This window comes from Actinosynnema mirum DSM 43827 (assembly GCF_000023245.1).
Lineage (GTDB): Bacteria > Actinomycetota > Actinomycetes > Mycobacteriales > Pseudonocardiaceae > Actinosynnema > Actinosynnema mirum.
This window is the reverse complement of sequence record NC_013093.1, coordinates 1,141,557-1,165,992: the sequence shown is the minus strand read 5'-3', so window position 1 is coordinate 1,165,992 and position 24,436 is coordinate 1,141,557. Positions and strand designations below refer to the sequence as shown.

Annotated in this window: 16 protein-coding genes; 12 read left to right on the top strand and 4 right to left on the bottom strand. The window is 73.6% G+C overall.

The window, feature by feature from the left end; genetic code table 11:
- Positions 1 to 519 precede the first annotated feature (519 nt).
- The 5 genes from AMIR_RS05255 to AMIR_RS05235 all read left to right on the top strand — a co-directional run bounded on the left by AMIR_RS05255 (position 520) and on the right by AMIR_RS05235 (position 9,013).
- A complete protein-coding gene (locus AMIR_RS05255) occupies positions 520 to 3,495 on the top strand; it encodes a DEAD/DEAH box helicase (RefSeq protein WP_143760642.1) in 2,976 nt (991 codons plus the stop codon).
- Positions 3,488 to 4,474: an SWIM zinc finger family protein gene (locus AMIR_RS05250; RefSeq protein ID WP_012783664.1), complete on the top strand. Its 987-nt coding sequence runs from the start codon at positions 3,488 to 3,490 to the stop codon at positions 4,472 to 4,474. Before AMIR_RS05255 ends, AMIR_RS05250 begins: the two co-directional genes overlap by 8 nt.
- 59 nt (positions 4,475 to 4,533) lie before the next feature.
- Positions 4,534 to 6,234 (top strand): acyl-CoA dehydrogenase family protein, encoded by a 1,701-nt coding sequence (locus tag AMIR_RS05245; RefSeq protein WP_187313486.1) that lies wholly within the window; start codon positions 4,534 to 4,536, stop codon positions 6,232 to 6,234.
- A 201-nt stretch (positions 6,235 to 6,435) separates the two neighbouring features.
- Positions 6,436 to 8,517 carry an NPCBM/NEW2 domain-containing protein gene (locus tag AMIR_RS05240; RefSeq protein WP_012783662.1) on the top strand — a complete coding sequence of 694 codons (2,082 nt, stop codon included), beginning with the start codon at positions 6,436 to 6,438 and terminating at the stop codon, positions 8,515 to 8,517.
- Positions 8,518 to 8,635: 118 nt separating this feature from the next.
- Positions 8,636 to 9,013, top strand: a complete 378-nt coding sequence (locus AMIR_RS05235) for a nuclear transport factor 2 family protein (RefSeq protein WP_012783661.1) — start codon at positions 8,636 to 8,638, stop codon at positions 9,011 to 9,013.
- A 135-nt stretch (positions 9,014 to 9,148) separates the two neighbouring features.
- On the opposite strand, the gene AMIR_RS05230 is transcribed toward AMIR_RS05235, so the two are convergent.
- Entirely contained in the window at positions 9,149 to 9,355 is a 207-nt protein-coding gene (locus AMIR_RS05230) for a cold-shock protein (protein ID WP_012783660.1), read from the bottom strand.
- 596 nt (positions 9,356 to 9,951) lie between these two features.
- Here AMIR_RS05230 and AMIR_RS05225 point away from each other — a divergent pair.
- Positions 9,952 to 10,674 carry a hypothetical protein gene (locus tag AMIR_RS05225; protein WP_012783659.1) on the top strand — a complete coding sequence of 241 codons (723 nt, stop codon included), beginning with the start codon at positions 9,952 to 9,954 and terminating at the stop codon, positions 10,672 to 10,674.
- A gap of 66 nt (positions 10,675 to 10,740) precedes the next feature.
- Here AMIR_RS05225 and AMIR_RS05220 read toward each other — a convergent pair whose 3' ends face one another.
- Entirely contained in the window at positions 10,741 to 11,835 is a 1,095-nt protein-coding gene (locus AMIR_RS05220; RefSeq protein WP_012783658.1) for a sugar ABC transporter substrate-binding protein, read from the bottom strand.
- Between the two features lie 307 nt (positions 11,836 to 12,142).
- Here AMIR_RS05220 and AMIR_RS05215 point away from each other — a divergent pair, with 307 nt between their 5' ends.
- Positions 12,143 to 13,870 (top strand): S8 family serine peptidase, encoded by a 1,728-nt coding sequence (locus AMIR_RS05215; protein WP_012783657.1) that lies wholly within the window; start codon positions 12,143 to 12,145, stop codon positions 13,868 to 13,870.
- A gap of 170 nt (positions 13,871 to 14,040) precedes the next feature.
- Here the strand turns inward: AMIR_RS05215 and AMIR_RS05210 are convergent, their stop codons facing one another.
- Positions 14,041 to 17,004, bottom strand: coding sequence for a glycine--tRNA ligase (locus AMIR_RS05210; RefSeq protein WP_012783656.1), 2,964 nt, complete (start codon positions 17,002 to 17,004; stop codon positions 14,041 to 14,043).
- Between the two features lie 190 nt (positions 17,005 to 17,194).
- Here AMIR_RS05210 and AMIR_RS41510 point away from each other — a divergent pair, with 190 nt between their 5' ends.
- From AMIR_RS41510 to AMIR_RS05185, 5 genes are all read left to right on the top strand, one after another.
- A complete protein-coding gene (locus AMIR_RS41510; RefSeq protein WP_012783655.1) occupies positions 17,195 to 19,393 on the top strand; it encodes an LCP family protein in 2,199 nt (732 codons plus the stop codon).
- A gap of 495 nt (positions 19,394 to 19,888) precedes the next feature.
- Positions 19,889 to 20,635 carry a SanA/YdcF family protein gene (locus tag AMIR_RS05200; RefSeq protein ID WP_012783654.1) on the top strand — a complete coding sequence of 249 codons (747 nt, stop codon included), beginning with the start codon at positions 19,889 to 19,891 and terminating at the stop codon, positions 20,633 to 20,635.
- Between the two features lie 120 nt (positions 20,636 to 20,755).
- Positions 20,756 to 21,235 (top strand): helix-turn-helix domain-containing protein, encoded by a 480-nt coding sequence (locus tag AMIR_RS05195; protein ID WP_012783653.1) that lies wholly within the window; start codon positions 20,756 to 20,758, stop codon positions 21,233 to 21,235.
- 112 nt (positions 21,236 to 21,347) lie between these two features.
- A complete protein-coding gene (locus AMIR_RS05190) occupies positions 21,348 to 22,532 on the top strand; it encodes a Mur ligase family protein (protein WP_012783652.1) in 1,185 nt (394 codons plus the stop codon).
- Positions 22,522 to 23,229, top strand: coding sequence for a type 1 glutamine amidotransferase (locus tag AMIR_RS05185; RefSeq protein ID WP_012783651.1), 708 nt, complete (start codon positions 22,522 to 22,524; stop codon positions 23,227 to 23,229). The genes AMIR_RS05190 and AMIR_RS05185 overlap by 11 nt, the downstream gene beginning before the upstream one ends.
- Before the next feature lie 67 nt (positions 23,230 to 23,296).
- Here the strand turns inward: AMIR_RS05185 and AMIR_RS05180 are convergent, their stop codons facing one another.
- Complete coding sequence (locus AMIR_RS05180; RefSeq protein WP_012783650.1) at positions 23,297 to 24,331, bottom strand: zinc-binding dehydrogenase; 1,035 nt, start codon at positions 24,329 to 24,331, stop codon at positions 23,297 to 23,299.
- Positions 24,332 to 24,436: the final 105 nt, after the last annotated feature.

Here is a 24,436-nt window from a genome sequence, read left to right as displayed (position 1 = left end):
TGGTGGCTGTTCGATCGGGAGTTGTCCGGTCGGTGGCCGCTGGCTGCCTGCGGTCTGTGGCCGGTCACCGGTCGCTGGTCACCGGTCACCGGTCATCGGTCATCGGTCACCGGTCGCGGGTCGCTGGTCACCGGTCGCTGGCTGCTGGCTGTGCTGGTTGCCGTCGGGGGTGTCGGGTGGCACGCATAGGGTCGGGTCGTGCTGGTCGTACACGCCGTGGGGAGCGAGGACGGGTGGGTAGCGGCTTGGGGTGAGGACTCCGGGTTGCCGCCTCGGGTTGGGCGGCGGCTTCCTGGGCGGGCCGTTCGGCATCCGTTCGCGGTTGGGGACGGTGGGCTGGTTCGGGTTCTGCGTGGTGGCCGTGGCGGCGGTGGTCGTGGTGGCGGCGGCCGTGGTGGCGGGGATTCTGTGCCGTTGCGGTTGGTGGTGCAGTTGCCCACCGCTGGGACCGGGCCGATCGCTTCCCCGGAGCTGGTGGGGGCTTCCGGGGCCGCGGCTGCGGTGCGTGGGACACCTCGGTTGCACTCCTGGTTGGTTCCGGCGGTGCGGGTGGAGGGGCTGCCCGAGCGGATCGTGGACGGCAGGCTTGGGGCTTCGGCTCGGTTCTACCTGGAGGTCCTCGCGTTCGCCGACGACCTGGTGGCCAGGGGGCGCGTGGTGCCCGGTGTGGACGGTGGGGCGGCGCGGTGGCGGGCGGTGTTGTCCGGGGTGGACGCGGTGCGGTTCGCCGCGTTGCGGGCGGGGATGCCTCCCTCGTTCCGGGCGGCTCAGGAGTCCGTTGAGCCGGATCGGCTCACCAGGGCCGCGCTCGACCGGGCAGTGGACCGGCGGGTTCGGGACGGGGACTTCTCCGGGGTCGACCTCGACGAGCCCGGCGCCACGGGGATCTGGTTGCGGGCGCTGGTCGGCAACCCGGTGCTGGGCGCGGCCAGCGGGGCCGTGGCCAGGCTTCGGGAGCGGGTCGAGCACTGGCAGGGCAGTGCGCTGCGACGTCCGCTGCTGCGGACCTGCTTCCGGTTGACCGCGCCCGATCAGAGCGTCGCCGACGAGGACGTCAGCGCGGGGCCCGGTCCGGGCGGGGACGGGGGTGGGCGGTGGGAGCTGGAGTTCCTGGTGCAGGCCGTCGACGAGCCGAGCGTCGTGGTGCCCGCCGAGCAGTTGTGGTCGCGGGGGAACAACGTCCTGCGCCGGTTCGCCACCCGGCCGGAGGACGTGCTGCTCGCCGACCTCGGGCGGGCCAGTCGGCTCTACCCGGCGCTCGACCGGGCGCTGGGCGAGCAGCGGCCCGCGCGGCTGGTGCTGGACGTGGCGGGCGCGCACGACTTCCTGGTGCGCGCGAACGAGCTGTCGCAGGCCGGGTTCGGGGTGCTGGTGCCCTCGTGGTGGCGCGAACCCCGACGGGTCGGGCTGGCCCTGTCGGTGTCCGGTGGTGGGGACGGGACCGGGTGGGGTGCGGCTGGGCAGGGTGCGGCTGGGCAGGGTGCGGCGGGGCTGGGCGGGGCTGGGCGGGGTGGGGCCGCCGGGGCGGTGCCCAAGGAGAGCTCGCTCGGGTTGAAGGTGCTGCTGGACTACCGGTGGTCGTTGGCGCTCGGGGACGAGGAGCTGGCCGAACCCGAGCTGCGGGCGCTGGCCGAGGCGAAGGTGCCGCTGGTGCGGTTGCGCGGGCAGTGGGTGCAGGTCGACCAGCGTGGACTCACCGCCGGGCTCGCGTTCCTGCGGCGCGGTGGTGGCGGGCGGATGACGGTGGGGCAGGCGCTCGCCCACGCGGGCGCGCTGACCCGGCCGGCCGGCAGGAACACCCATGACGAGAACACCGGTGACGAGAACACCGATGACGAGAACGCCGGTGACAAGACCATGACCAGCGCTGCGAACCTCGATGGCGCGAATCCCCGTGAGAGCAACGGCAACGGCAGTGGTGGCAGCGATCCCGACGGCCTCCCCCACGGCTGGTTCGGGGCGCTGCCCCTGCCCGTCACCGCCGTGCGCGGGGACGGGGCGCTGGGGGCGTTGCTCGCCGGGGGCGGGGATCGGGTGCTGGAGGAGGTCGCCGCGCCCGAGGGGTTGACCGCCGTGCTCCGGCCCTACCAGGCGCGGGGGTTGGCGTGGTTGGCGTTCCTGGACTCGTTGGGGCTCGGGGCGTGCCTGGCCGATGACATGGGGCTCGGCAAGACCGTGCAGCTGCTCGCCCTCGAAGCCCTGTGCCGTCAGGGGGACGGCGGGTCGCGGGCGCCCACGTTGCTGGTCTGCCCGCTCTCGGTGCTCGGGAACTGGCAGCGGGAGGCCGCGCGGTTCACGCCCGGTCTTCGGGTTCGGGTGCACCACGGGCCCGAGCGGGACGTGAGCGGGATCGGTGAGGGGTGCGACCTGGTGCTCACCACGTACGCCGTGGTGGTGCGGGACGTCGAGGCGCTGCGCGGCGTGCGGTGGGACCGGGTGGTGCTGGACGAGGCGCAGAACGTGAAGAACAGCTCCACCCGCCAGTTCCGGGCCGTGCGGTCGCTGGACGCGCGGCACCGGGTCGCGCTGACCGGCACGCCCGTGGAGAACCGGCTGGCCGAGCTGTGGTCCGTCATGGACTTCGCCAACCCCGGCGTGCTCGGCACGGTGAGCACCTTCCGGGCGCGCTTCGCCGTGCCGGTGGAGCGGCACGGGGACGAGGACGCGGCGGTGCGGCTGCGGCGGGTCACGGCGCCGTTCGTGCTGCGCAGGCTCAAGACCGATCCCAGGGTCATCTCCGACCTGCCCGACAAGATCGAGGTCAAGCAGCTCTGCCCGCTCACGCCCGAGCAGGCGTCGCTGTACCAGGCGGTGCTGGACGACATGCTCGCCAAGGTCGACGGGTCGGAGGGGCAGGAGCGGCGCGGGCTGGTGCTGGCGTCGCTGTCCAAGCTGAAGCAGGTGTGCAACCACCCGGCCCAGCTGCTCGGCGACGGCTCGCGGGTGGCCGGGCGGTCCGGGAAGGTCAACCGGTTGGAGGAGGTGCTGGAGGAGGTGCTCGCCGACGGGGACAAGGCGCTGTGCTTCACCCAGTTCACCGAGTTCGGGTCGCTGCTGGCGCCGCACCTGTCGGCGCGGTTCGACACGGACGTGCTGTTCCTGCACGGGGGCACGCCCAAGCGCGCGCGGGACGCGATGGTCGAGCGGTTCCAGGGCGAGGGCGGGCCGTCGGTGTTCCTGCTGTCGCTGAAGGCCGGTGGCACGGGGCTGAACCTGACCGCGGCCAACCACGTGATCCACCTGGACCGGTGGTGGAACCCGGCGGTGGAGGACCAGGCGACGGACCGGGCGTTCCGGATCGGGCAGCGCAGGCACGTGCAGGTGCGGAAGTTCGTGTGCGCGGGGACGGTGGAGGAGCGGATCGACCGGATGGTGGAGCAGAAGCGCGGGCTGGCGCGGATGGTGGTCGGCACGGGCGAGGACTGGATCACCGAGCTGTCGACCGGGCAGCTGCGCGAGCTGCTGTCGCTGACCGGGGAGGTCTTCGATGAGTAGCCGAGGCGGTGGCGGCTCCGGGTGGGGCGGGGGCGACAAGTGGCGACCGGCTCGGGTGGCCAGGGAGGAGGCTGAGGCGGAAGCGGCACGGGCTGCGGCCGGGCGGGTGGAAGCAGCGCGGGCCGAGGCAGCCGCTGGCGCCATCAGCGACGGTGGTCGGGGCAGCGCCAACCAGGGCAGCGCCGCCCCCGGCAGGACCACGAGCGCCAAGCAGGGCACCCCCTCCCCCGCCACCCCCGACCTCCCCTGGTCGCAGCGGTTCCTCGACGTGCTGGGGTCGTTCGGGATGGCGGACGCCGTCAAGCGCGGGCGGGTGCTGGTTCGGGGTGGGCGGGTGATGAGCTTCTCCGTCTCCTCCAGTCTCGTGGTCGCGCTCGTCGCCGGGGAGCGGGACGGGCAGGGGCCGTTCCGGGCTCGGGTCGCGGTTCGGCGGTTCGACGACGGGGAGTGGGCGGCGGTGGAGGAGGCGTTGGCCGGGCGGGCGGTGTTCGTGGCCAAGCTGCTCGCCGGGACGCTGCCCTCCGGGGTCGAGGAGGTGTTCGGGGAGCTGGGGTTGTCGCTGCTGCCGCGCAGTTCGCGGGAGCTGGGTATGGACTGCTCCTGCCCCGCCTGGGAGGTGCCGTGCGAGCACCTCGCCGCCGCCTGCCAGGTGCTGGCGTCCGCGCTGGACGACGACCCGTTCACGCTGCTCGCCTGGCGCGGTCGGGAGCGGGACGAGCTGCTCGACCGGTTGCGGGCCTCGCGCGCCCCCGGTGACGACGAGCGCTCCGCGCCTCCGCTGGCTGCGGCGCTGGACTCGTTCTGGGTTCGGCCGCCCGCGCGCGCCGCCTCGGCCGGGCAGGGGGAGCTGACCGGCGCGGACGTGAGCGGGCAGCGGGTCGACGCGGTGCTGGACGAGCTGGGCGAGCTGCTCGTGGACGGGCGTCCGGTGCGGCCGGTGCTGCGCGAGCTGTACCGGCGCCTCCCCCGACGGGGGTGAGCCGCGAGCGCCCCAAGTTACCCACTGGTAACGTGCGGGTCCCGACGAAGGGAGCCCCGGTGCTGCTCGACCCCCACCGCTACGACGCCGCCCACCTGGACGACGAGAGCCGACGCCTGCTGCGCGCGGTCGTCGACTGGTTCGAACAGCGCGGCAAGCGCAGGCTGATCGCCGACGACCAGGCCAAGGTCTGGTACTCGGAGTTCCTGGAGTTCGCCGCCCGCGAGAAGCTGTTCGCCACGTTCTGCACCCCCGCCTGCGAGGCGGACGGCAACCCGGACAAGCGCTGGGACACCGCCCGCAACGCCGCGCTGAGCGAGGTCCTCGGCTTCTACGGCCTCCAGTACTGGTACGCCTGGCAGGTCACCGTGCTCGGCCTCGGCCCGATCTGGATGAGCGGCAACGCCGTCGCCCGCAAGCGCGCCGCCGAGCTGCTCGACGACGGCGCGGTGTTCGCGTTCGGCCTGTCCGAGAAGGAGCACGGCGCGGACGTCTACTCCACCGACCTGGTGCTCACCCCGGACGGCGACGGCGGGTTCCGCGCGTCGGGGAGCAAGTACTACATCGGCAACGGCAACGTCGCGGGCATGGTCTCGGTGTTCGGGCGGCGCGCCGACCTGGAGGGCCCGGACGCGTACGCGTTCTTCGCGGCCGACTCGCAGCACCCGGCGTTCCACCTGGTCAAGAACGTGGTGGACTCGCAGATGTTCGTCAGCGAGTTCGAGCTGCGCGACTACCCGGTGACCGCCGACGACCTGCTGCACACCGGGCAGGAGGCGTTCAGCGCCGCGCTGAACACGGTCAACGTCGGCAAGTTCAACCTGTGCACCGCCTCGATCGGCATCTGCGAGCACGCGTTCCACGAGGCGATCACCCACGCGCACAACCGCGTCCTGTACGGCAAGCCGGTCACCGCCTTCCCGCACGTGCGGCAGAACTTCGTGGACGCCTACGCGCGCCTGGCCGCGATGAAGCTGTTCTCCGACCGCGCCGTGGACTACTTCCGCTCCGCCTCCCCGGACGACCGCCGCTACCTGCTGTTCAACCCCATCACCAAGATGAAGGTCACCACCGAGGGCGAGCGGGTGGTCGACCTGCTGTGGGACGTGATCGCCGCCAAGGGGTTCGAGAAGGACACGTACTTCTCCATGGCCGCCCGCGACATCCGCGCGCTGCCGAAGCTGGAGGGCACCGTCCACGTCAACCTGGCGCTGGTGCTGAAGTTCCTGCCGAACTACCTGTTCTCCCCCGCCGACGACTACCCGCCGGTGCCGACCAGGCACGACCCGGCGGACGACGCGTTCTTCTGGGAGCAGGGCCCGGCGCGCGGGCTGGGCGCGATCCGGTTCGCCGACTGGGAGGAGCCGTACCGGGCCGCCTCGGACGTGCCGAACGTGGCGCGCTTCCACGAGCGGGCCCGCGCGCTGCGGGAGCTGCGGGTGCTGGACGGGCAGCGCGGCGACCTGGACCTCCTGCTCAGCCTCGGCCACCTGTTCACGCTGGTGGTGTACGGGCAGCTGGTGCTGGAGCAGGCCGCGCTGACCGGGGTGGACCGGGACCTGGTCGACCAGGTCTTCGACGTGCTGGTGCGGGACTTCGCGGCGGGCGCGGTGGCGCTGCACGGGAAGTCCGCGTCGACGCCGGAGCAGCAGGCGTGGGCGCTGGCGCAGGTGGTGAAGCCGGTCGTGGACGGCGAGCGGTTCGACCGGGTGTGGCAGCGGGTCGAGGGGCTGTCGGGGGCGTACGAGATGCGGCCCTAGCGGCCGAGCGCGCCGCCGGTCCGGGCGGGGGCACCCGTCTGCACGCTTGACGGGCGACCCCGCCCGCCCGTGTGATCGGGTGAGCCGCCGCCGGACCCGGACCCCCGAGGAGTGCGCGTGCGTCAGCGAAGATGGCCCGCCGTTCCCAGCACCGCCCTCGCCACGGCGAGCGGCGTTCCGACGACCGGCGGGGAGAGCTGAGTGGACGAGTCGACGAACGCGGCCGGGGACGCCCCGGTCGACCAGGACGGCACGACGGGCGACGGCGCGGTGAGCGGCGGGACGGCAGGCGGCAGCTCAGCGGACGACAGCGCGGCGGGCAGCGGCGCGGCGGGCAGCGGCGCGGCGGAAACCGGTGCGCCGCAGGAGATCAGGCCGCCCGCGCTGGCGCCGACTCCCCCGATGGGCTTCAACAACTGGAACTCCACCCAGTGCGGGCCCGAGTTCACCGACTCGATGATCCGGGGCATCGCCGACCTCTTCCTCAGCCTCGGCCTCAAGGACGCGGGCTACGAGTACGTCAACATCGACGACTGCTGGGCGCTGCCGCAGCGCGACGCGGACGGCGACCTGGTGCCCGACCCGGTCCGGTTCCCCGAGGGCATGAAGCCGCTCGTGGACTACGTGCACTCCAAGGGCCTGAAGTTCGGCATCTACACCAGCGCGGGCACCAGGACGTGCAGCGAGCGCGGGTTCCCCGGCGCGCTCGGGCACGAGCGGCAGGACGCCGCGCTGTTCGCCTCCTGGGGCGTGGACTACCTGAAGTACGACAACTGCCACAACCAGGGCGTCGACGCGAGGCTGCGCTACCGGGCCATGCGCGACGCGATCGCCGCCACCGGCCGCCCGATCGTGCTGAGCGTGTGCGAGTGGGGCGAGAACCGGCCGTGGGAGTGGGCGTTCGAGGTCGGGCAGCTGTGGCGCACCACCCCGGACATCCGGGACAGCTGGGACTCGGTGCTGGAGATCGCCAAGGCGAACATGGCGCTGGCCGAGCACGCCGGGCCGAACCGGTGGAACGACCCGGACATGCTGGAGGTCGGCAACGGCGGCCTGACCTGGGAGGAGTGCCGCACGCACTTCAGCCTGTGGGCGATGATGGCCGCTCCCCTGCTGATCGGCGTGGACCTGCGGTCGGTGGCGCCCGAGGCGGTGGAGATCCTGACCAACCGCGAGGTGATCGCGCTCGACCAGGACCCGCTCGGCGAGCAGGCGCGGGTGGTGCGCTCCGAGGACGGGCTGCACGTGCTGGTGAAGCGGCTGCAGGACGGCGGGCGCGCGGTGGCGCTGTTCAACGAGAACGACGTGCCCGCGCGGATCTCGACCAGCGCCGCCGAGGCCGGGCTCCCCCGGTCGACCGGGTACCGGCTGCGGGACGTGTGGGCGCGGACCGACGCGCACTCGGCGGGCGACGTCACGGCGTGGGTGCCGCCGCACGGCGCGGTCGTCTACCGGGTGACGCCCGAACCGGCGTGGCTGCTGCTGCCGCCCGCCGTGGACGCGGGGGTGGAGCCGGTGCTGTCCCGGCCCGGCGCGCTGCCGCTGGTCGACCCGGACGCCCCGTCGCTGGTGACCACCTCGCTGGGCGACAACGGCTGGCTGCCGGTGCTCGGCGCGCGGGTGGACCTGGAGGCCCCCGCCGGGTGGCGGGTGCGGCCGAGGGGGCAGCGGGCCCGGTCGGTGCTCGCGGGCGGGGACCGGCTGGACACCACCTGGGAGGTGCTGCCGCCCGCCGGGCTCGAACCGGGCCGGTACCGGCTGACGGCGCTGTTCGCCTACCTGTACGGGTGGGGGCGGCGGGTGAGCGCGGACCTGGAGGTGGTGGTGCCGCACCGCCTGCCGTCCGGCACCTCGTACCTGAGCGACGCGCCGTGGCTGCGGGCGAGCAACGGGTTCGGGCCGGTCGAGGTCGACACCAGCAACGGCGAGGCCGAGGCCGGGGACGGCGGGCCGCTCACGGTCAACGGGAGGGTGTTCGAGAAGGGCCTCGGGGTGCACGCGCCCAGCTCGGTCGAGTACTTCACCGGTGGCCGCTGCACGTCCGTGTCGGCGTTCGTGGGCGTGGACGACGAGAAGCCCGCGGCCGGGTCGGTGGTGTTCCAGGTGTGGGCGGATGAGCGGAAGGTCGCCGACAGCGGGGCGCTGACCACGCGGGACGACGCGGTCGAGCTGGTCGCGGACGTGACCGGGGCGCGGACCGTGCGGCTGGTGGTGACCGACGCGGGCAACGGCGTCGACAGCGACCACGGTGACTGGTGCGACCTGAAGGCCACCTGCGAGTGATCACCCTCGGGTGACGTTCGGGCTGCACCGCTCCGACTGTCCGGGTGAGGTGTCTTGACTGGCGGTCACCGCCAGTGTTGTCTCGACCCCCGACGCGACGCGTGAGGAGGACTGGCGGATGACCGGGTCCATGGCGCTCAGGGCGCTGCGCGAGGCCATCGTGCTGGAACACCTGGAAGCGGAGAACGAGCGCGACTTCGTCACCACGATCGCGGCGTTCGACCGGACGCGCTACGAGATCGCGGCGACCGGCGAGGTGTACGAGGGAAGGGCCGAGGTGTCGGCCTACTACAGCAGGTCGCTGCGGGCGTGGCCGGACCTGCGCAGCGAGGTCGTGCGGGTGCACCACGCGGACGACGCGGCGATCGTGGAGCTGGAGGTGGCGGGCACCGAGCCGGGGACGGGGCGGGCCTGCCGGGCGAGGACCACGGCGTTCTTCGAGTTCGACGGGCCGAGCCTGGTCGGGAAGCGGCTCTACGGCGACGAGCCGTCCTAGCGGGCCCGCTCCGGGCACGACCTCTGGGACCAGGACCTTCGGGACCAGGACCTTCGGGACCACGACGTGCGAACGGGCCGCACCCCACCCGGGGTGCGGCCCGCGCACGGAAGATCAGTTACCGCGAACCGCGGTTCAGACCGGGCGGACGGCCTGAGCCTGCGGGCCCTTCTGGCCCTGACCGATCTCGAACTCCACGCGCTGGTTCTCCTCCAGCGTGCGGTAGCCGTTGACCTGGATCTCCGAGTAGTGCACGAACACGTCGGCGCCACCGTTGTCGGGGGAGATGAAGCCGAAGCCCTTCTCCGCGTTGAACCACTTGACGGTGCCCTGAACTGCCATCTTGCTACTTCTCCTCTAACAGGTGCCGGATCGCGCTTGCGACCACCGGGTCAGTCAGGGCGACGACTTCTCCACCGGTACCGCAGAGGAAAGACAGGCGCCCGCAACTTCCGTTCCGCGAGCGTGGAGAACACGAACACAGAAAGGTACGACCGCAGATAGTCAACCACGACTGCGCCCCGTGAGTCGAGCGATGGAACGGGTCTTCTGCGGTGCTACCTTGGACGTGGCGGCGGTCACAGGGGGTGTTCGCGGCCAAAAGTGCGTCGACACCGGTCAACCGGTCGCGCAGGGTGAGCGGCGGTCACGCCGGGGGACCCCGCGTGGACCGCGCCGGGACGCGAGGGGGAAGATCCGGCTCCACCGCAGGTGGGATGCGTCGGGCCGGGAGCGGCGGTGGCGCGCGCACGCCGGTCGGCGGGTCGCGCGGGCGGGTCGCCGGTGCTCGGGGGAAGATCGTCACCAGTGCCGCGTTCGGCTGACCGGGTGAAGGTCGTCTCCGGTCGTCGCCCGCGCGCGACCACCGGGCGTGACCCGGCGGCGCGCTCCCCGAGCGGGGTTCCGGTTCCGACGACTTCGGGGGGCGGTGAGGCGGGGTGCTCGGCGCGCTGCACCACGGCCAGGCCAGGCTGATGTTCTTCTTCCTCGGCCTGGTGGTCACCTTCGTGTTCATCCGGATCAGCGTCCGGCTGATCCGGGCGGGCGTGCGGTGGTGGCCGGGCAACTTCACGCCCGGCGGCACGCACATCCACCACGTGGTGTTCGGCGCGGTGTTCATGATGGTGGGCGGGGTCACCGGGATCGCCGTGCCGGACGACGCGGTGGGCCTGCGGCTGGCCGCCGCCGCGCTGCTCGGCGTCGGGGCCGCGCTGGTGCTGGACGAGTTCGCGCTGATCCTGCACCTGCGCGACGTGTACTGGTCCAAGGACGGGCGGCTGTCGGTCGACGCGGTGTTCCTGGCGATCGGCATGACCGGCCTGCTGCTGCTGGGCGCCCGGCCGCTCGGCTACGACGACGTGCTCGGCGAGAGCGTGCCGGTGCGGGTGGCGCTGCTGCTGGGGAACCTGGGGTTCGCGATCGTGGCGCTGCTCAAGGGCAAGGTGTGGACGGGGCTGCTCGGGCTGCTGATCCCGCTGCTGCCGCAGATCGGGGCGCTGCGCCTGGCGCGGCCGAGGTCGCCGTGGGCGCGCTGGCACTACCCGGACAACTCGCGGAAGCTGCGCCGCGCCGAGCGCAGGGAGAACCGCATCCGGCGGCCGTTGATCCAGGCGAAGATCCGGGTGCAGGAGTTCATCTCGGGCAGGCACGACGAGGTGTGACCGCCGCGCGGGCCGTCACCTCGAAGGCGGGCCCGGCGCGGTCGGGTCCGCGCGGTCGGGCCCGCGTCACCTCGGCGCGATGCCCAGCTCGGCGCAGGTCCGCTCCAGGTCCGGCACGCACAGCTCCTCGGCGCGCACCACCCCCGACGCCACCAGCACCCGCACGCCGTCCCGGTGCACCGGGACCGCCCCCAGCAGCACCGCCCTCACCCGGCGCCCGTTCGTCGGGTCCTCGGTGGTCGCGCTCGCCAGCGCGTCCGCGCGCGCCACGTCCCCGTCCGCCAGCGCCGAGGCGAGCCGGGCCGCCGCCTCCGCCTCGTCCCGGATGGACTTGTGCACCGTCAGGCACTGCTCGCCGCGCAGCACCGCGCGCAGCCCGTCCACCGTGGCGTCCTGCCCGGTCACCGGCACCTTCCCGGCCAGCCCCCTGGCGCGCAGCACCTGGATGGCGGCGGCGGCGAGCCGGTCGTTGGCCGCGAGGACCCCGTCGACGCGCCCGCCGCTGTCGTTGAGCGCCTGCTCGAACCGGGCCCGCCCGAGCAGCGGGTCCCAGCGGTCGGCGCTCGTGCTGGCCACGAGCCGGTAGTCGCCGCGCTCGTAGCGGGGGCCGAGGACGCGGCGCTGCCCGTCGGCGAACTGCATGGCGTTGTTGTCCTGCGGCGCGCCCTGCAGCTCGATCACCCGCGCGCCCCGCCGGTCCCCCATGCAGTCCACGAGCCCGCGCGCCTGGAGCTCGCCGACGGCCTCGTTGTCGAAGGACACGAGGTAGTCGGCGGCCCCGCCGACGCTGAACCGGTCGTAGTCGATGACGGGGATGCCTGCCTTGCGCGCCTTGTGCTCGACGGTGGCCCCGCCCTCGGGGGTCAGCGGGGTGATCAGCAGGACCGCCACGCCCCTGGCGATCAGGTCGTCGGCGATGCTGGCGAACCGGAACTCGTCGTTGCGGGCGTTCTCGACGACCGGTTCGAGCCCCTCGGCCTCCAGGGCGCGCTGGAGCTGCGGCCGGTCCTGCTCCTCCCAGCGGGCGGAGGACTCGGTGTCGGGCAGGATCACGCCGACGAGCGGCCTGGTGGGGCGCTCCGGCGGTCCGGCGGCGCCGCCGCAGGCCGCGAGCAGCAGCGCGGGCAGCCCGGCGCAGAGCGCCCTCCCGAGCCTTCGCATCAAGCCAACCCCTCGTGCGTTCACCCGCACGGGTGGGCGGGATTCCGAAGCCACCTTCCCCGACCAGGGGCGCGGGCCGGGCAGCGGGGTGCGGCCGACCGGTCCAGCGCTGCCCCGCCGAGGCCGTCCATGACCTTCCACGCGACATCGCCGCAGGTCGGGGAATTGTTACCCGCCGTGGGCACATCACTCAGGGTGCATACCCCACTACGCTTCGGTGTCCGACGAACGGACCCTGACCACGATCGCTTTCTGTGTCAGGGTGACGCCCGACCCGACGTCGAACGGGTGTGAGGAGACAGCTCAGGTGAGATCACGCAGAATCGCCCACCCCGCCCTGGTGCTGGTGGGAGCCGCCGCACTCGTCGCCGCCGCGACGACGCCCGCCGCCGCCGAGCAGGCCACCACCGAGTACACCGTGCTGGTCGAGGATGGGGCCAGCCGGGACGCCGCGGTCGCGGCGGTGCGCGCTGCGGGCGGCCACCTGGTCCGCGAGAACAGCGCGGTCGGGATGCTGGTCGTGCGGGCGCCGGAGTCCGGTTTCGCCGGGCGCGTCTCCGCCTCGCCGTCGGTGCTGGGCGCGGCCACGGCCAAGCCGATCGGCCGCACGCCCGGTTCGGTGGGCAACCGCGAGTGGTCCGACGTGGAGAAGGAGAACACCGCGCTGGGCGCGGCGAAGGCCCCCTCCGCGTCGCGCAAGGCCGCTGCCGCGCAGGCGGGCCTCGACCCGCTGGACAGCGACCTGTGGGGCCTGCGCGCGGTGCGCTCCGACATCGCCCGCGCCAAGCAGCCCGGCGACAAGCGGGTCAAGGTCGGCGTGATCGACACCGGCGTCGACGGCAACCACCCGGACATCGCGCCGAACTTCGACCGCGACCTGTCCCGCAACTTCACCGTCGACCTGCCCTACGACGCGGACGGCGGCGAGTTCGACGGCCCGTGCGAGTTCCGGGGCTGCGTCGACCCGGCGGACCACGACGACGGCGGCCACGGCACGCACGTCGCGGGCACCATCGGCGCGGCGGCCAACGGCTCCGGCGTCTCCGGCGTCGCCCCGAACGTCACCCTGGTGAACGTGCGGGCGGGCCAGGACTCGGGCACGTTCTTCCTGCAGCCGGTCGTCGACGCGCTCACCTACAGCGCGGACGCGGGCCTGGACGTGGTGAACATGTCCTTCTACGTCGACCCGTGGTACATGAACTGCGGCAACGACCCCACGGCCACCGCCGAGGAGCAGCTGGAGCAGCGCACCACCATCACCGCGGTGCAGCGCGCCCTGAACTACGCGCACGGCAAGGGCGTCACGCTGATCGGCGCGGGCGGCAACAACCACGAGGACCTCGGCAGCCCGAGGACGGACGTGGTGAGCCCGAACTACCCGCCCGGCCACGCCCGGCCGCGCCCGGTGGACTCCAGCTGCCTGAACCTGCCGACCGAGGGCGACCACGTCATCTCGGTGTCGGCGCTCGGCCCGTCGCTGACGAAGGCCGACTTCTCGAACTACGGCACCGAGCAGACCGAGCTGTCCGCGCCCGGCGGGTACTTCCGCGACGGCCTGGGCACCGACTGGTACCGCACGAACGAGAACCTGGTCCTGTCGACCTACCCGCGCAACGTGGCCCTGGCCGACGGCGCGATCGACGCGGACGGCAACCTCACCCCGGCGGGCGAGTCGGCGGGCGTGAGGAAGGACTGCTCGACCGGGACCTGCGCGTACTACCAGTTCCTGCAGGGCACCTCGATGGCCGCCCCGCACGCGTCCGGCGTGGCCGCGCTGGTGGTCAGCCAGTACGGCAAGAACGACAAGAAGCACCCCGGCACGCTGACCATGGCGCCGGACAAGGTGAAGACCGTGCTGACCGGGACCGCGACCAAGCGGCCGTGCCCGGTGCCCAGGACGGTGTCGTACGTGAACGTCGGCCGCTCGGCCGAGTTCGACGCGACCTGCGTGGGCGACGCGAAGTTCAACGGCTTCTACGGCCACGGCATCGTCGACGCGTACGGCGCGGTGACCAGGGGCGGCGGGCTGATCTAGCCTTCGCGCTCCCCCTGACGGCCGGCGGCCCCGCACTCCAGGAGTGCGGGGCCGCCGGCCGGAGAAGAGCAAACCCGCTGAGCCGCAGCAAGGGCCGCGGTGCAACGGCTACCGGTCTCGCGCTGCTGCGCAGCGCGGGGGGCCGCTCGTCGTTCAGGACCGGAGTCCGCTCAGGACGGCAGCTCCTGCCAGGCCAGCACGGGCGCGGCCAGGTCCCGGATGGTCGCCAGCAGGCCGAGGCGGGCGGCCCGCAGCTCGGGCTCCTCGGCCATCACCAGCACGTCGTCGAAGAACCGGTTGACCGGCCCGGTGAGCGGCGTGGCGGCGGCGACGAACGCCGCGAGGCCCTCGCCGTCCGGCTTGACCGAGCCGAGCGCCTCGTGCAGCGCCAGCTCGGCGGGCTCGCGCAGGGCGCTCGGGTCGTAGCCGCCCGAGGTGCCCGCGGGCACGATCCGGCGGACCCGCTGCAGCGCGGCCACGAGCGCGGTGAACGCCTCGTCGCCGACCAGCGCGGTCAGCTCGGCCAGGGTCTCGTCCGCGACGGCGGGCGCGTCGGCCAGCACGAGCACGGCGTTGACGTGGCGGTGGTCGTGCCCGGCGTCGAGCAGCTGCTGCTCGTACCGGCGGACCGCGAACTCCCGCGCGCCTTCGAGGGCCTCGGCGGACAGCGCGACGCCCTCGGGCAGGCCGGCCGCGGCCAGCTCCAGCGCCGCGGACAGGGTGATGGCGCGCAGCTCGGGGAAGTGCCGCAGCACGCTCACCGCGCCGAGCGCGGCCCGGCGCAGGCCGAACGGGTCGGAGCTGCCGGTCGGGTTGGCCCCGGTGGCGAACAGGCCCGCGAGCAGGTCGAACCGGTCGCCGAGGGAGAGCAGCGCGCCCGCCGTGGACGCGGGCATCGCGTCACCGGCGGAGCGGGGCAGCTCCATCTCGTACAGCGCCTGCGCCACCTCGGGGGTCTCGCCCGCGCGGACCGCGTACTCGCGGGCCATGGTGCCCGCGAGGCTGGACAGCTCGATGACCATCTGCGAGCCGAGGTCGAACTTGGCCAGCTCGCCTGCCCGGCGCAGCGTCTCGTCGCCCGCGCCGACGACCTCGGCGAGCCGTTCGGCGAGCGCGGCGATGCGGGCGCTGCGGTCGGACATGGAGCCGAGCTTGTCGGCGAAGGTGAGCTTGTCCAGCCCGCCCTTCATCGTCTCCAGCGGCGTGCGCAGGTCGGCGCGCCAGAAGAACGCGGCGTCCTCGTAGCGGGCCCGCAGCACGGCCTCGTTGCCCGCGCGCACCAGGTCCTCGTCGACCTCGCCGTTGGCGACGGCGACGAAGTGCGGCAGCAGCGAGCCTGCCGCGCCCTCGCCTCCGGCGGCGCGCACCGGCAGGTACCGCTGGTGCTTGCGCATCACCGTGGTGAGGATCTGCGCGGGCAGCTCCAGGTAGTCGGCGTTGAACGACCCGAGGATCGGGGTCGGCTGCTCGACCAGGTTGGTGACCTCGTCCAGCACGCCGTCCAGGTCCACCGAGCCGCCGACCGACGCGGCCAGCTCCTGCGCCCTGCGGACGATCTCGGCGCGCCGCTCGTCGGCGGACAGCACCACGCCGTGGCCCGCCAGGAACTCCCGGTAGCCGTCGGCGGAGGAGACCTCCACCACCGGCTGGTCGGCGGTGCGGTGCACCCGCGTGGTGGTCCCGGAGGCCAGCGCGGACGCCACCACCGGCACCGGGGTGTCGCCGAGCAGGGCGAGCAGCCAGCGCACGGGGCGGGTGAACGACAGCTTCGGGTCGCTCCACTTCATGTTCTTCTCGGCGCGCAGCTCGGTCACGACCTCGCCGAGCACCCCGCTGAGCACCTCGACCGCGCCGCGACCGGCGACGGTCCTGGTCAGCGCGACGTGCTCGACGCCGTTCTCGACCACGCGGCCCAGCTCGGACACGTCGACGCCCTGCCCGCGCGCGAAGCCCTGCGCGGCCTTGGTGGGGTTGCCGTCGGCGTCGAACGCGGCCGAGACGCGAGGGCCGCGCGCGGTGCGCTCGGCGTCGGGCTCGCGCGGCTGCACGTCCGGCACCACGACGACCACGCGCCGGGGCGTGCCGTGCGCGGCGACCTCGCCGACGGCGAGCCTGGTCGCGGCGAGCTTGGCGGCGACCGCCTCGCGCACGGCCTGCGTGGTGCGGGTCACCTCGTGCGGCGGCAGCTCCTCGGCGCCGATCTCGAACAGCAGCGTGCGCGCGCCGTCGACGTCGGCGAAGGAGGTCGGCTTGGGCGCGGCGGGCAGCGCCTCGACCAGGCCCAGCGGGTGCCCCTGCTCCTCGCGGCGGGCCGCCCACAGCTGCGACACCTCGCGGGCCAGCCCGCGCATCCTGGCGAACGCGCGCGCCCGCTCCGTGGTGCTGATCGCGCCGCGCGCGTCGAGCACGTTGAACGCGTGCGAGCACTTGAGCACGTAGTTGTGCGCGGGCACGGGCAGGCGGGCGTCCAGCATCCGCCTGGCCTCGGAGGCGTACTCCTCGAACAGCCGCTTGTTCGCCTCGACGTCCGCGTCGTCCAGGTAGTAGCGGCTCATCTCGTACTCGGCCTGGCCGAACGCCTCGCCGTAGGAGATGCCGGGCGCGTAGGCGATGTCCTTGAAGTGGGACACGCCCTGCAGCGCCATCATGATCCGCTCGATGCCGTAGGTGATCTCCACCGACACCGGGTCGAGCGACATGCCGCCCGCCTGCTGGAAGTACGTGAACTGGGTGATCTCCAGGCCGTCCAGCCACACCTCCCAGCCCAGGCCCCACGCGCCGAGCGCGGGCGAGGCCCAGTTGTCCTCGACGAACCGCACGTCGTGGGCGCGCACGTCGATGCCGAGCGCGGCGAGGCTGCCCAGGTACAGCTCCTGGGGGTTGCCGGGGTCGGGCTTGAGGATCACCTGGAACTGGGTGTGGGTCTGGAGCCGGTTGGGGTTCTCGCCGTAGCGGGCGTCGTCGGGCCGCACGCTGGGCTCCACGTAGGACACCCGCCACGGCTCGGGACCGAGCACGCGCAGCACGGTGGCGGGGTTGAGCGTCCCCGCCCCGACCTCGGTGTTGTAGGGCTGCACGACGACGCAGCCCCGTTCGGTCCAGTACCTGGTCAGCGCGAGCAGCGCGTCCTGCATGGTCAGCACGGGGGGACAGTCTACGAAGCGCGCATGGGGAGGTTCACAATCGGTCCGCTCACCTGGTCAAAGGCCGTAACAAGGCGGTAGCACCGCTCGCACAGCGCGCTGTGCCACTCTATGTGCGCAACCCGGAGCCCCTCCGGTGCGTCACCAGGGGTGTACCGGTGAGAAGAGGGAGGGAGTGCGAGTGGACAACCGGCCGCCGAGGCAGGGCGACCCGGACGGGTTCGGCAGGCGCCCCGTCCCGCCACGGGACCCCTCCGCGCGCAGAGCACCCGCCGGCGGGGACCGGCTCCCGCCCAGGCGCGGCCCGGTGGAGGGCGAGCGCGGCGGCAGGCAGACGCCCCCGGAGGGCGGCAGGCCGCTGCCCGAGGGCGCCAGGAGCCGTCCGCCCGAGGGCGCGCGGAGCCGACCGCCGATCCGGAACGTGGCGCCGCCCACGGAGCGCACCGCGCCGGTGCGCGCCGACCGCGGGCGCGACGAGCCGCCGCGCGCCGGGAGGCTGGACGACCAGCGCGGTCGCCCGCCGAGGTCCGAGCGCCGCGAGGCGAACGGGCACGCGCCCACGGAGCGGACCACGCCCGCGCGGGCGATGCGCAGCGAGCGGGCGCGCAACGAGGGCCTGACCGACGGGCCCGCGCTGAACCGCGCGCGCGACGAGGCGATGGAGCGCAGGCGCGCGGCCCGCGCCGCGCGCGCGGCGGAGGCCGAGGAGCTGTCGCGGCCCAGGAGCGGCGCGCGCCCCGGCGAGGAGGACCGACCGGTCCGGCCGGAGCGGCGCGGCCGGGTGGTCAAGGGCGTCGTCGTGGACGCCGGGGAGGACGCGGCCGAGGACGGCCCGCCGAGGTCCCCCAGGCCGAGGACCGTCCCGCCGAGGCCCGCGCCGAGGCAGCGGCCGACGCAGAGCTCGCCGCCCCCGTCCAGGGTGAGGCTGGCCGGGCGCACGGCGCTGGCGCTGGTGTCGACGGCGGTGCTGCTCGCCACCGGGTACGGCTACAAGAACCTGAACGCCCTGACGGACAACATCGCCACCACGGACGTGATCAGCGCGGACGCCGGCGGCGAGAAGCCGCAGGACGGGTCGATCGACATCCTGATGGTCGGCATGGACAGCCGCACCGACTCCAAGGGCAACCCGCTGCCGCAGGAGATCCTGAACGAGCTGCAGGCGGGCGGCTCGGAGGACGGCGGGCTGAACACCGACACGCTGATCCTGCTGCACATCCCGAACGACAGCGGCAAGGCGGTCGCGGTGTCGTTCCCGCGCGACTCCTACGTGGACATCCCCGGCGGCTACGGCAAGCACAAGATCAACTCGGCGTACGGCTACGGCAAGAACGCCGCGCTGGAGGAGCTCGAGGGCGCGGGCGAGTCCGGCACCGCGCTGGAGCTCAAGGCGAGGCAGGCGGGCAGCAAGAGCCTGATCAGCACGATCGAGAACCTGTCCGGCGTCAAGATCGACCACTACGCCGAGGTCAACCTGGTCGGCTTCTACGAGATCACCAAGGCCGTCGGCGGCGTGGACGTGTGCCTCAACAACGCCGTCCAGGACGACCTGTCGGGGGCCGACTTCAAGAAGGGCCCCCAGACCATCCAGGGCCGCGAGGCGCTCTCGTTCGTGCGGCAGCGCTACGGCCTGCTGCGCGGCGACCTGGACCGGGTCGTGCGCCAGCAGGTGTTCATGGCGGGCCTGGCGAACAAGGTGCTCTCCGCGGGCACGCTGACCGACCCCGGCAAGCTGGGCGACCTGATCGACGCGCTGTCCAAGTCCATCACCCTGGACGAGGGCTGGGACGTGCTGAGGTTCGCGACCCAGATGAAGGGCCTGACCGGCGGCAGCATGGAGTTCAAGACCATCCCGACCGGCAACCCCGAGCTGATGACCGACAGCGACGGCATGGCGGTCGAGATCATCCCCTCCCAGGTGAAGAAGTTCTTCAAGGACTTCGCCAAGTCCGAGGAGGAGAAGGACAAGGCCACCGTGGACCCGGCGACGGTGACCGTCGAGGTCCGCAACGCCTCCGGCATCCCCGGCCTGGCGTCCAGGGTGCTCCAGGAGCTGGTGGCGCTGAAGTTCGTCGCGGGCGACGCGGACAACGCCGACGCCGACCAGGTCGCCTCCGCGGTGCTCTACGGCAAGGGCGGCGAGGCGGGGGCGCAGGCCGTCGCCGACGCGCTCGGGGACGTGGAGATCAAGGAGGACGCCACGGTCGCGGCGGGCACGGCGCGCGTGGTGGTCGGGTCCAGCTACGACGGTCCCGGCGTGGCCAACCTGCTCGGACAGCGTCTGCTCGCCTTGGACGGCGGCTTCCGCACCCAGCAGGGGCCCCAGGAGGACCAGACCGGCGCGGAGATCAACGCGGGCGGCATCCGCTGCGTGAACTAGGCGCGGTGAACTAGGCGCGGTGAGCTAGGCGCGGTGAACCGGGCGCGGCGCGCCGGCGCCGGGTGAGCAGGCGCCGCGCTCGACCGGACGGCGGCCCGGTCGGACCCACCTCGGGTCCGACCGGGCCGCTGCCCTGTCCGGGGCCGCCGCCATGTCAGGGGCCGCTGCCATGTCAGGGGCCGCCGAGGGCCGTGCCGGGGTCGGGCCGCCGTCTCCGGGCCGCCGTCTCCGGACCGCCGTCTCCGGACCGCCGTCTCCGGGCCGCAATCTCCGGACCGCCGTCTCCGGGCCGCAATCTCCAGGCCGCCGTCTCCGGGCCGCCGTCTCCGGGCCGTGCGCCGCGCTCGGGCGCGGGGGCCGGTTTCCGCGCTCCCCGCCTCGGGAACCAGGGCCTGGGCGCGGAGCGTTGAACCTGCGGGCCGTCCCGCGCGTCCTGAGAGGACCGGCGCGGCACGGCGACCGCGCGAAGCAGCGAACAGGCACGGGGGTAGTCGCATGACCGCACGGGGTTCCGGCAGGGCGCGCCTGCGCAGGGTGCTCGGCACGGCGGGTCGGGCCGGGGTCGGCCTGGCGCGCGACGTGCCGCTCGTCGCGCTGCGCCGCTGGAAGCTCACCCTGGGCGTGGTGGGCCTGCTGGGCCTGCTCGCCGCGGCCCCGTGGGCCTGGGTGCAGGCCACCAGCGCCCCGTACCGGCTCACCGCCGCCGAGGTGCCCGAGACGCCGGTCGCGCTGGTGCTGGGCGCGGGCATCCGCGACGGCCGCCCCACGCCGTTCCTGGCGGGCAGGCTGGACGTGGCCGCCGACCTGTACCACCGGGGCAAGGTGAAGGTGCTGCTGGTCAGCGGGGACAACAGCCGCCCCGATTACGACGAGCCGACCGCGATGCGGAACTACCTGCTGCGCCAGGGCGTCCCGGACTCGGCGATCGTGTCCGACTACGCCGGTCTGGACACCTGGGACTCGTGCGCCAGGGCCAACCGGATCTTCGGCGTCACCTCGGCGACCGTGGTGACCCAGCGGTTCCACCTGCCGCGCGCGGTGGCGCTGTGCCGGGCGGCGGGCATCGAGGCGTACGGCGTCGGCCACGACACGTGGGGCGCCCGCACCAGCACGACGCTCTACGGCTACTTCCGCGAGTCGGTCGCGAGCGTCAAGGCGTTCTGGGACGGGGCCGTGACGAAGCGCGACCCCCGGTTCCTGGGTCCCCAGGAGTCCGGGGTCACCAGGGCGCTGGAAAGCTGAATGACTACTTTGGGTATCACTTGCTTAGCCTGATTGGGCGATATCTGATGCAACTCGCGTAAGTGGTGCCGCCCGCGCGCTTTCCATCTCCGTGAACATGCGGACATGGAGGACCTGACGGTGGAGATAGACACAGCGGAGTACCAGCGCGTCCTGGGGGACGAACTCCGCAGTCTCCGCAAGCAGCGCGGGTGGACACGCAAGGAGCTGAACCAGCGGCTCCAGAGCGACATCTCGCTGCAGACCCTGGCGACCTACGAGCTGGGCACCCGCCAGTGCTCGGTGGTGCGCCTGGTGGAGATCTGCGTCGCGCTGGGGGTGCCCGCGCACCGGGTGCTGGCGAAAGTGCACGAGCGGGTGTTCGGCGACTCGCCGTCCGGCCACCTGCCGGTGAACCTGGCCGCCGTCGCGGCCGACGGCAGGCCGCACCTGGCGCCGCTGCGGCGGTGGGCCCAGGGCAGGCTCGCCCAGGTCGGGCCCGAGCAGCCGCCCGAGGTGCACCTCGACCTGCCCGCCCTCGACTACATGGCCCAGTTGTGCCAGCTCAGCACGGTGGACCTCATCAGGACCCTGCGCGAGATGGACAACCGCCACGGGTAGCATCTCGCTGGCGCATTGTCCTACTAACGCAGGAAGTCGCTTGCCGAACACTCCAGGTGCAGACCCAGGTCGCCTCCCGCTGCGCACCGCGGCGGCCGTGCGGCTGGGCAACATGAGCTCGAAGCTGTCGCAGAAGATGGGGTTGGGCGCGGGCGGCATGATCGGTGGCCGCATCGCCCTCAAGCTCGACCCGCAGGCACTGGCCCACCTCACGTCCGGGCGCAGGGTCGCGCTCGTCACGGGCACCAACGGCAAGACCACGAGCACGATGATGCTCAGCAGGGCCGTGTCGGCCCTGGGCGAGGTCGCGACCAACCACGGCGGCGCCAACATGCCGGACGGGCACGTGACCGCGCTGAGCAAGCAGCAGGAGGCGCCGTACGCGGTGCTGGAGGTCGACGAGGGGTACTTCCCCGAGGTCGTCCGGGCGTCCAACCCGTCCGTCGCGGTGCTGCTGAACCTCAGCCGGGACCAGCTCGACCGGGTCGGCGAGGTCCGCACGATCGAGCGGAACCTGCGGGAGGCACTGAACACGGTCACCGGCGTCGTCGTGGCGAGCTGCGACGACATCATGGTCACCTCGGCCGCGCGGGACTGCGCGCGGGTGATCTGGGTGTCCACCGGCACCGGCTGGCACAACGACGCGGCCTCGTGCCCGCGCTGCGGCGACCCGATCCGCTGGCAGGGCGAGCACTGGCACTGCACCAACTGCGACCTGGCCCGGCCCAAGCCGGACTGGGTGACCGGGGACGGCTTCCTGATCACGCCCAGGGGCGAGCGGGTCGAGCTGTCGCTGCGGCTGCCGGGCAAGTTCAACATGGCCAACGCGGTCATGGCCGCCGCCGCCGCCGCCGAGATGGGCGTCGCGGTGCCGGACGCCGTGCAGCGGCTCCGCACGGTGTCCAACGTGGCCGGTCGCTACCGGACGATCCAGCGCTCCGGCAGGCGCGCCAGGCTGCTGCTGTCGAAGAACCCGGCGGGCTGGAGCGAGACGCTGACCGTGGTCCGCGAGTCGGCCCACCCGGCGGTGCTGGCGATCAACGCGCACGAGGCCGACGGCCGCGACCTGTCGTGGCTGTGGGACGTGCCGTTCGAGCAGCTGCAGGGCAGGCGGGTGATCGCCTCGGGCGAGCGCGCGACGGACCTGGCGGTGCGGCTGACGTACGCCGAGGTCGAGCACACGATCATCCCGGACCCGCTGGAGGCGATCGACGCGATGCCGGTGGGCGACGTCGAGGTCATCGCCAACTACACGGCGTTCCGCGACCTGAACGCGAGGTCCGCTGATGGCGAGTAAGGTCCAGATCGCCCTGGTGCTGCCCGACCTGCTGGGCACCTACGGCGACTTCGGCAACGCGGTCGTGCTCGAGAAGCGCATGACGTGGCGGGGCATCCCGGCCGAGATCGTGCCGGTGCGGTTCGGCGAGCCGGTGCCCGACTCGTGCGACATCTACGTGGTCGGCGGCGGTGAGGACACCGCGCAGACCCTGGCGGTGCGGCACCTGCGCGACCACCCTGGGATGCAGCGGGCCGCCTCGCGCGGCGCGGTGATCCTGGGCGTGTGCGCGGGCATCCAGATCTTCGGCGAGAAGTTCACCCGCGCCGACGACGTGACCCACCCCGGTCTCGGGCTGGTCGACTCCAGCTCGCACGCCGGTGGCAGCCGGGCGATCGGCGAGGTCGTCGCGGAGCCGGTGGACGGGCTGTTCGAGGGCCTGCTGACCGGGTTCGAGAACCACCAGGGCCGCACCGTGATCGGGCCGTCCGCCCGGCCGCTGGCTCGGGTGAAGGTCGGCACGGGCAACGACGGGTCGGTGGAGGGCCTGGTGCAGGGGCGCATCCTGTGCACCTACCTGCACGGGCCGGTGCTGCCGCGCAACCCGCAGATCGCCGACCTGCTGATCGAGTGGGCGACCGGGACCAAGCCGCAGCCGCTCGACCTGGAGGCCGTGACGCGGCTGCGCCAGGAGCGGGCGAAGGCGGCCGGGGTCTGATCCGGTCCAGGACCGCGGCGGGGGCCGGTGCCCGGAGCACCGGCCCCCGCCGCTTGTCGTGGCCCGGTCAGGGGCGGACGAGGACCTTGAGCGCGGTGCGCTCGTCCATGGCCCGGTAGCCCTCGGCGACGTCGGCCAGCGCGACCGTGCGGTCGAACACCGGGGACGGGTCGAGGCGGCCCGCGAGCACGTCGGCGAGCAGCTCCGGCAGGTAGGCGCGGACCGGGGCGACCCCGCCCGCGAGGGCGACGTTGCGGCGGAACAGCTCGCCGATCGGCGGCGCGGGCGCCTCGTGCGGGACGCCGACGTAGCCGATCCGACCGCCGTCGCGCACCGCGCCGAGCGCGGTCAGCCAGGACTGCTCGTTGCCGACGCACTCCAGCACGGCGGGCGCGCCGAGCCCGCCGGTCAGCTCCCTGACCCGCTCCACGGCCGCCTCGCCGCGCTCGGGCACCTGGTCGGTGGCGCCGAACAGCCGGGCCACGGCGGCCCGGTCCTCGTGGCGGCCCAGCGAGATGATCCGCTCCGCGCCGAGCCTGCTCGCGGCCAGCACGCCGCACAGGCCGACCGCGCCGTCGCCGACCACGACGACCGTGGAGCCCCGGCCGACGCCCGCGGCGACGGCCGCGTGGTGGCCGGTGCCCATGACGTCGGACAGGGACAGCAGGGCGGGCAGGAGGGACTGGTCGGCGTCGCGCGGCACGGGCACGAGGGTGCCGTCGGCGTGCGGGACGCGGACCGCCTCGCCCTGGCCGCCGTCGGAGCCCTTGGAGCCCCACGAGCCGCCCTCGGGGCAGGAGGTCTGGAGGCCCGCGACGCAGTGCGCGCAGGTGCCGTCGCTCCAGCAGAACGGGGCGATGACGCGGTCGCCGACGCTGAGCGCGGAGACGGCGGAGCCGACCGCGACGACCTCGCCGACGAACTCGTGGCCGATGCGCTGCCCCCGGGCGCGCCGGGACACGCCCCGGTAGCCCCACAGGTCGCTGCCGCACACGCACGCCAGCTCGACCCGCACGACGGCGTCGGTGGGGAGCTGGATCACCGGGTCGGGGACCTCCTCGACTCGGATGTCCCGTGCACCGTGGATCGTGGTCGCCCGCACTTGTCGCGCCTCCTCGTGGATGTTCACCCGGTCGTACCAGTGGCCATTGTCGCCCGAGGCGGGGACGGGCACCGGACGGCGGGGGTCGCGCTCGGGTCGGCCAGG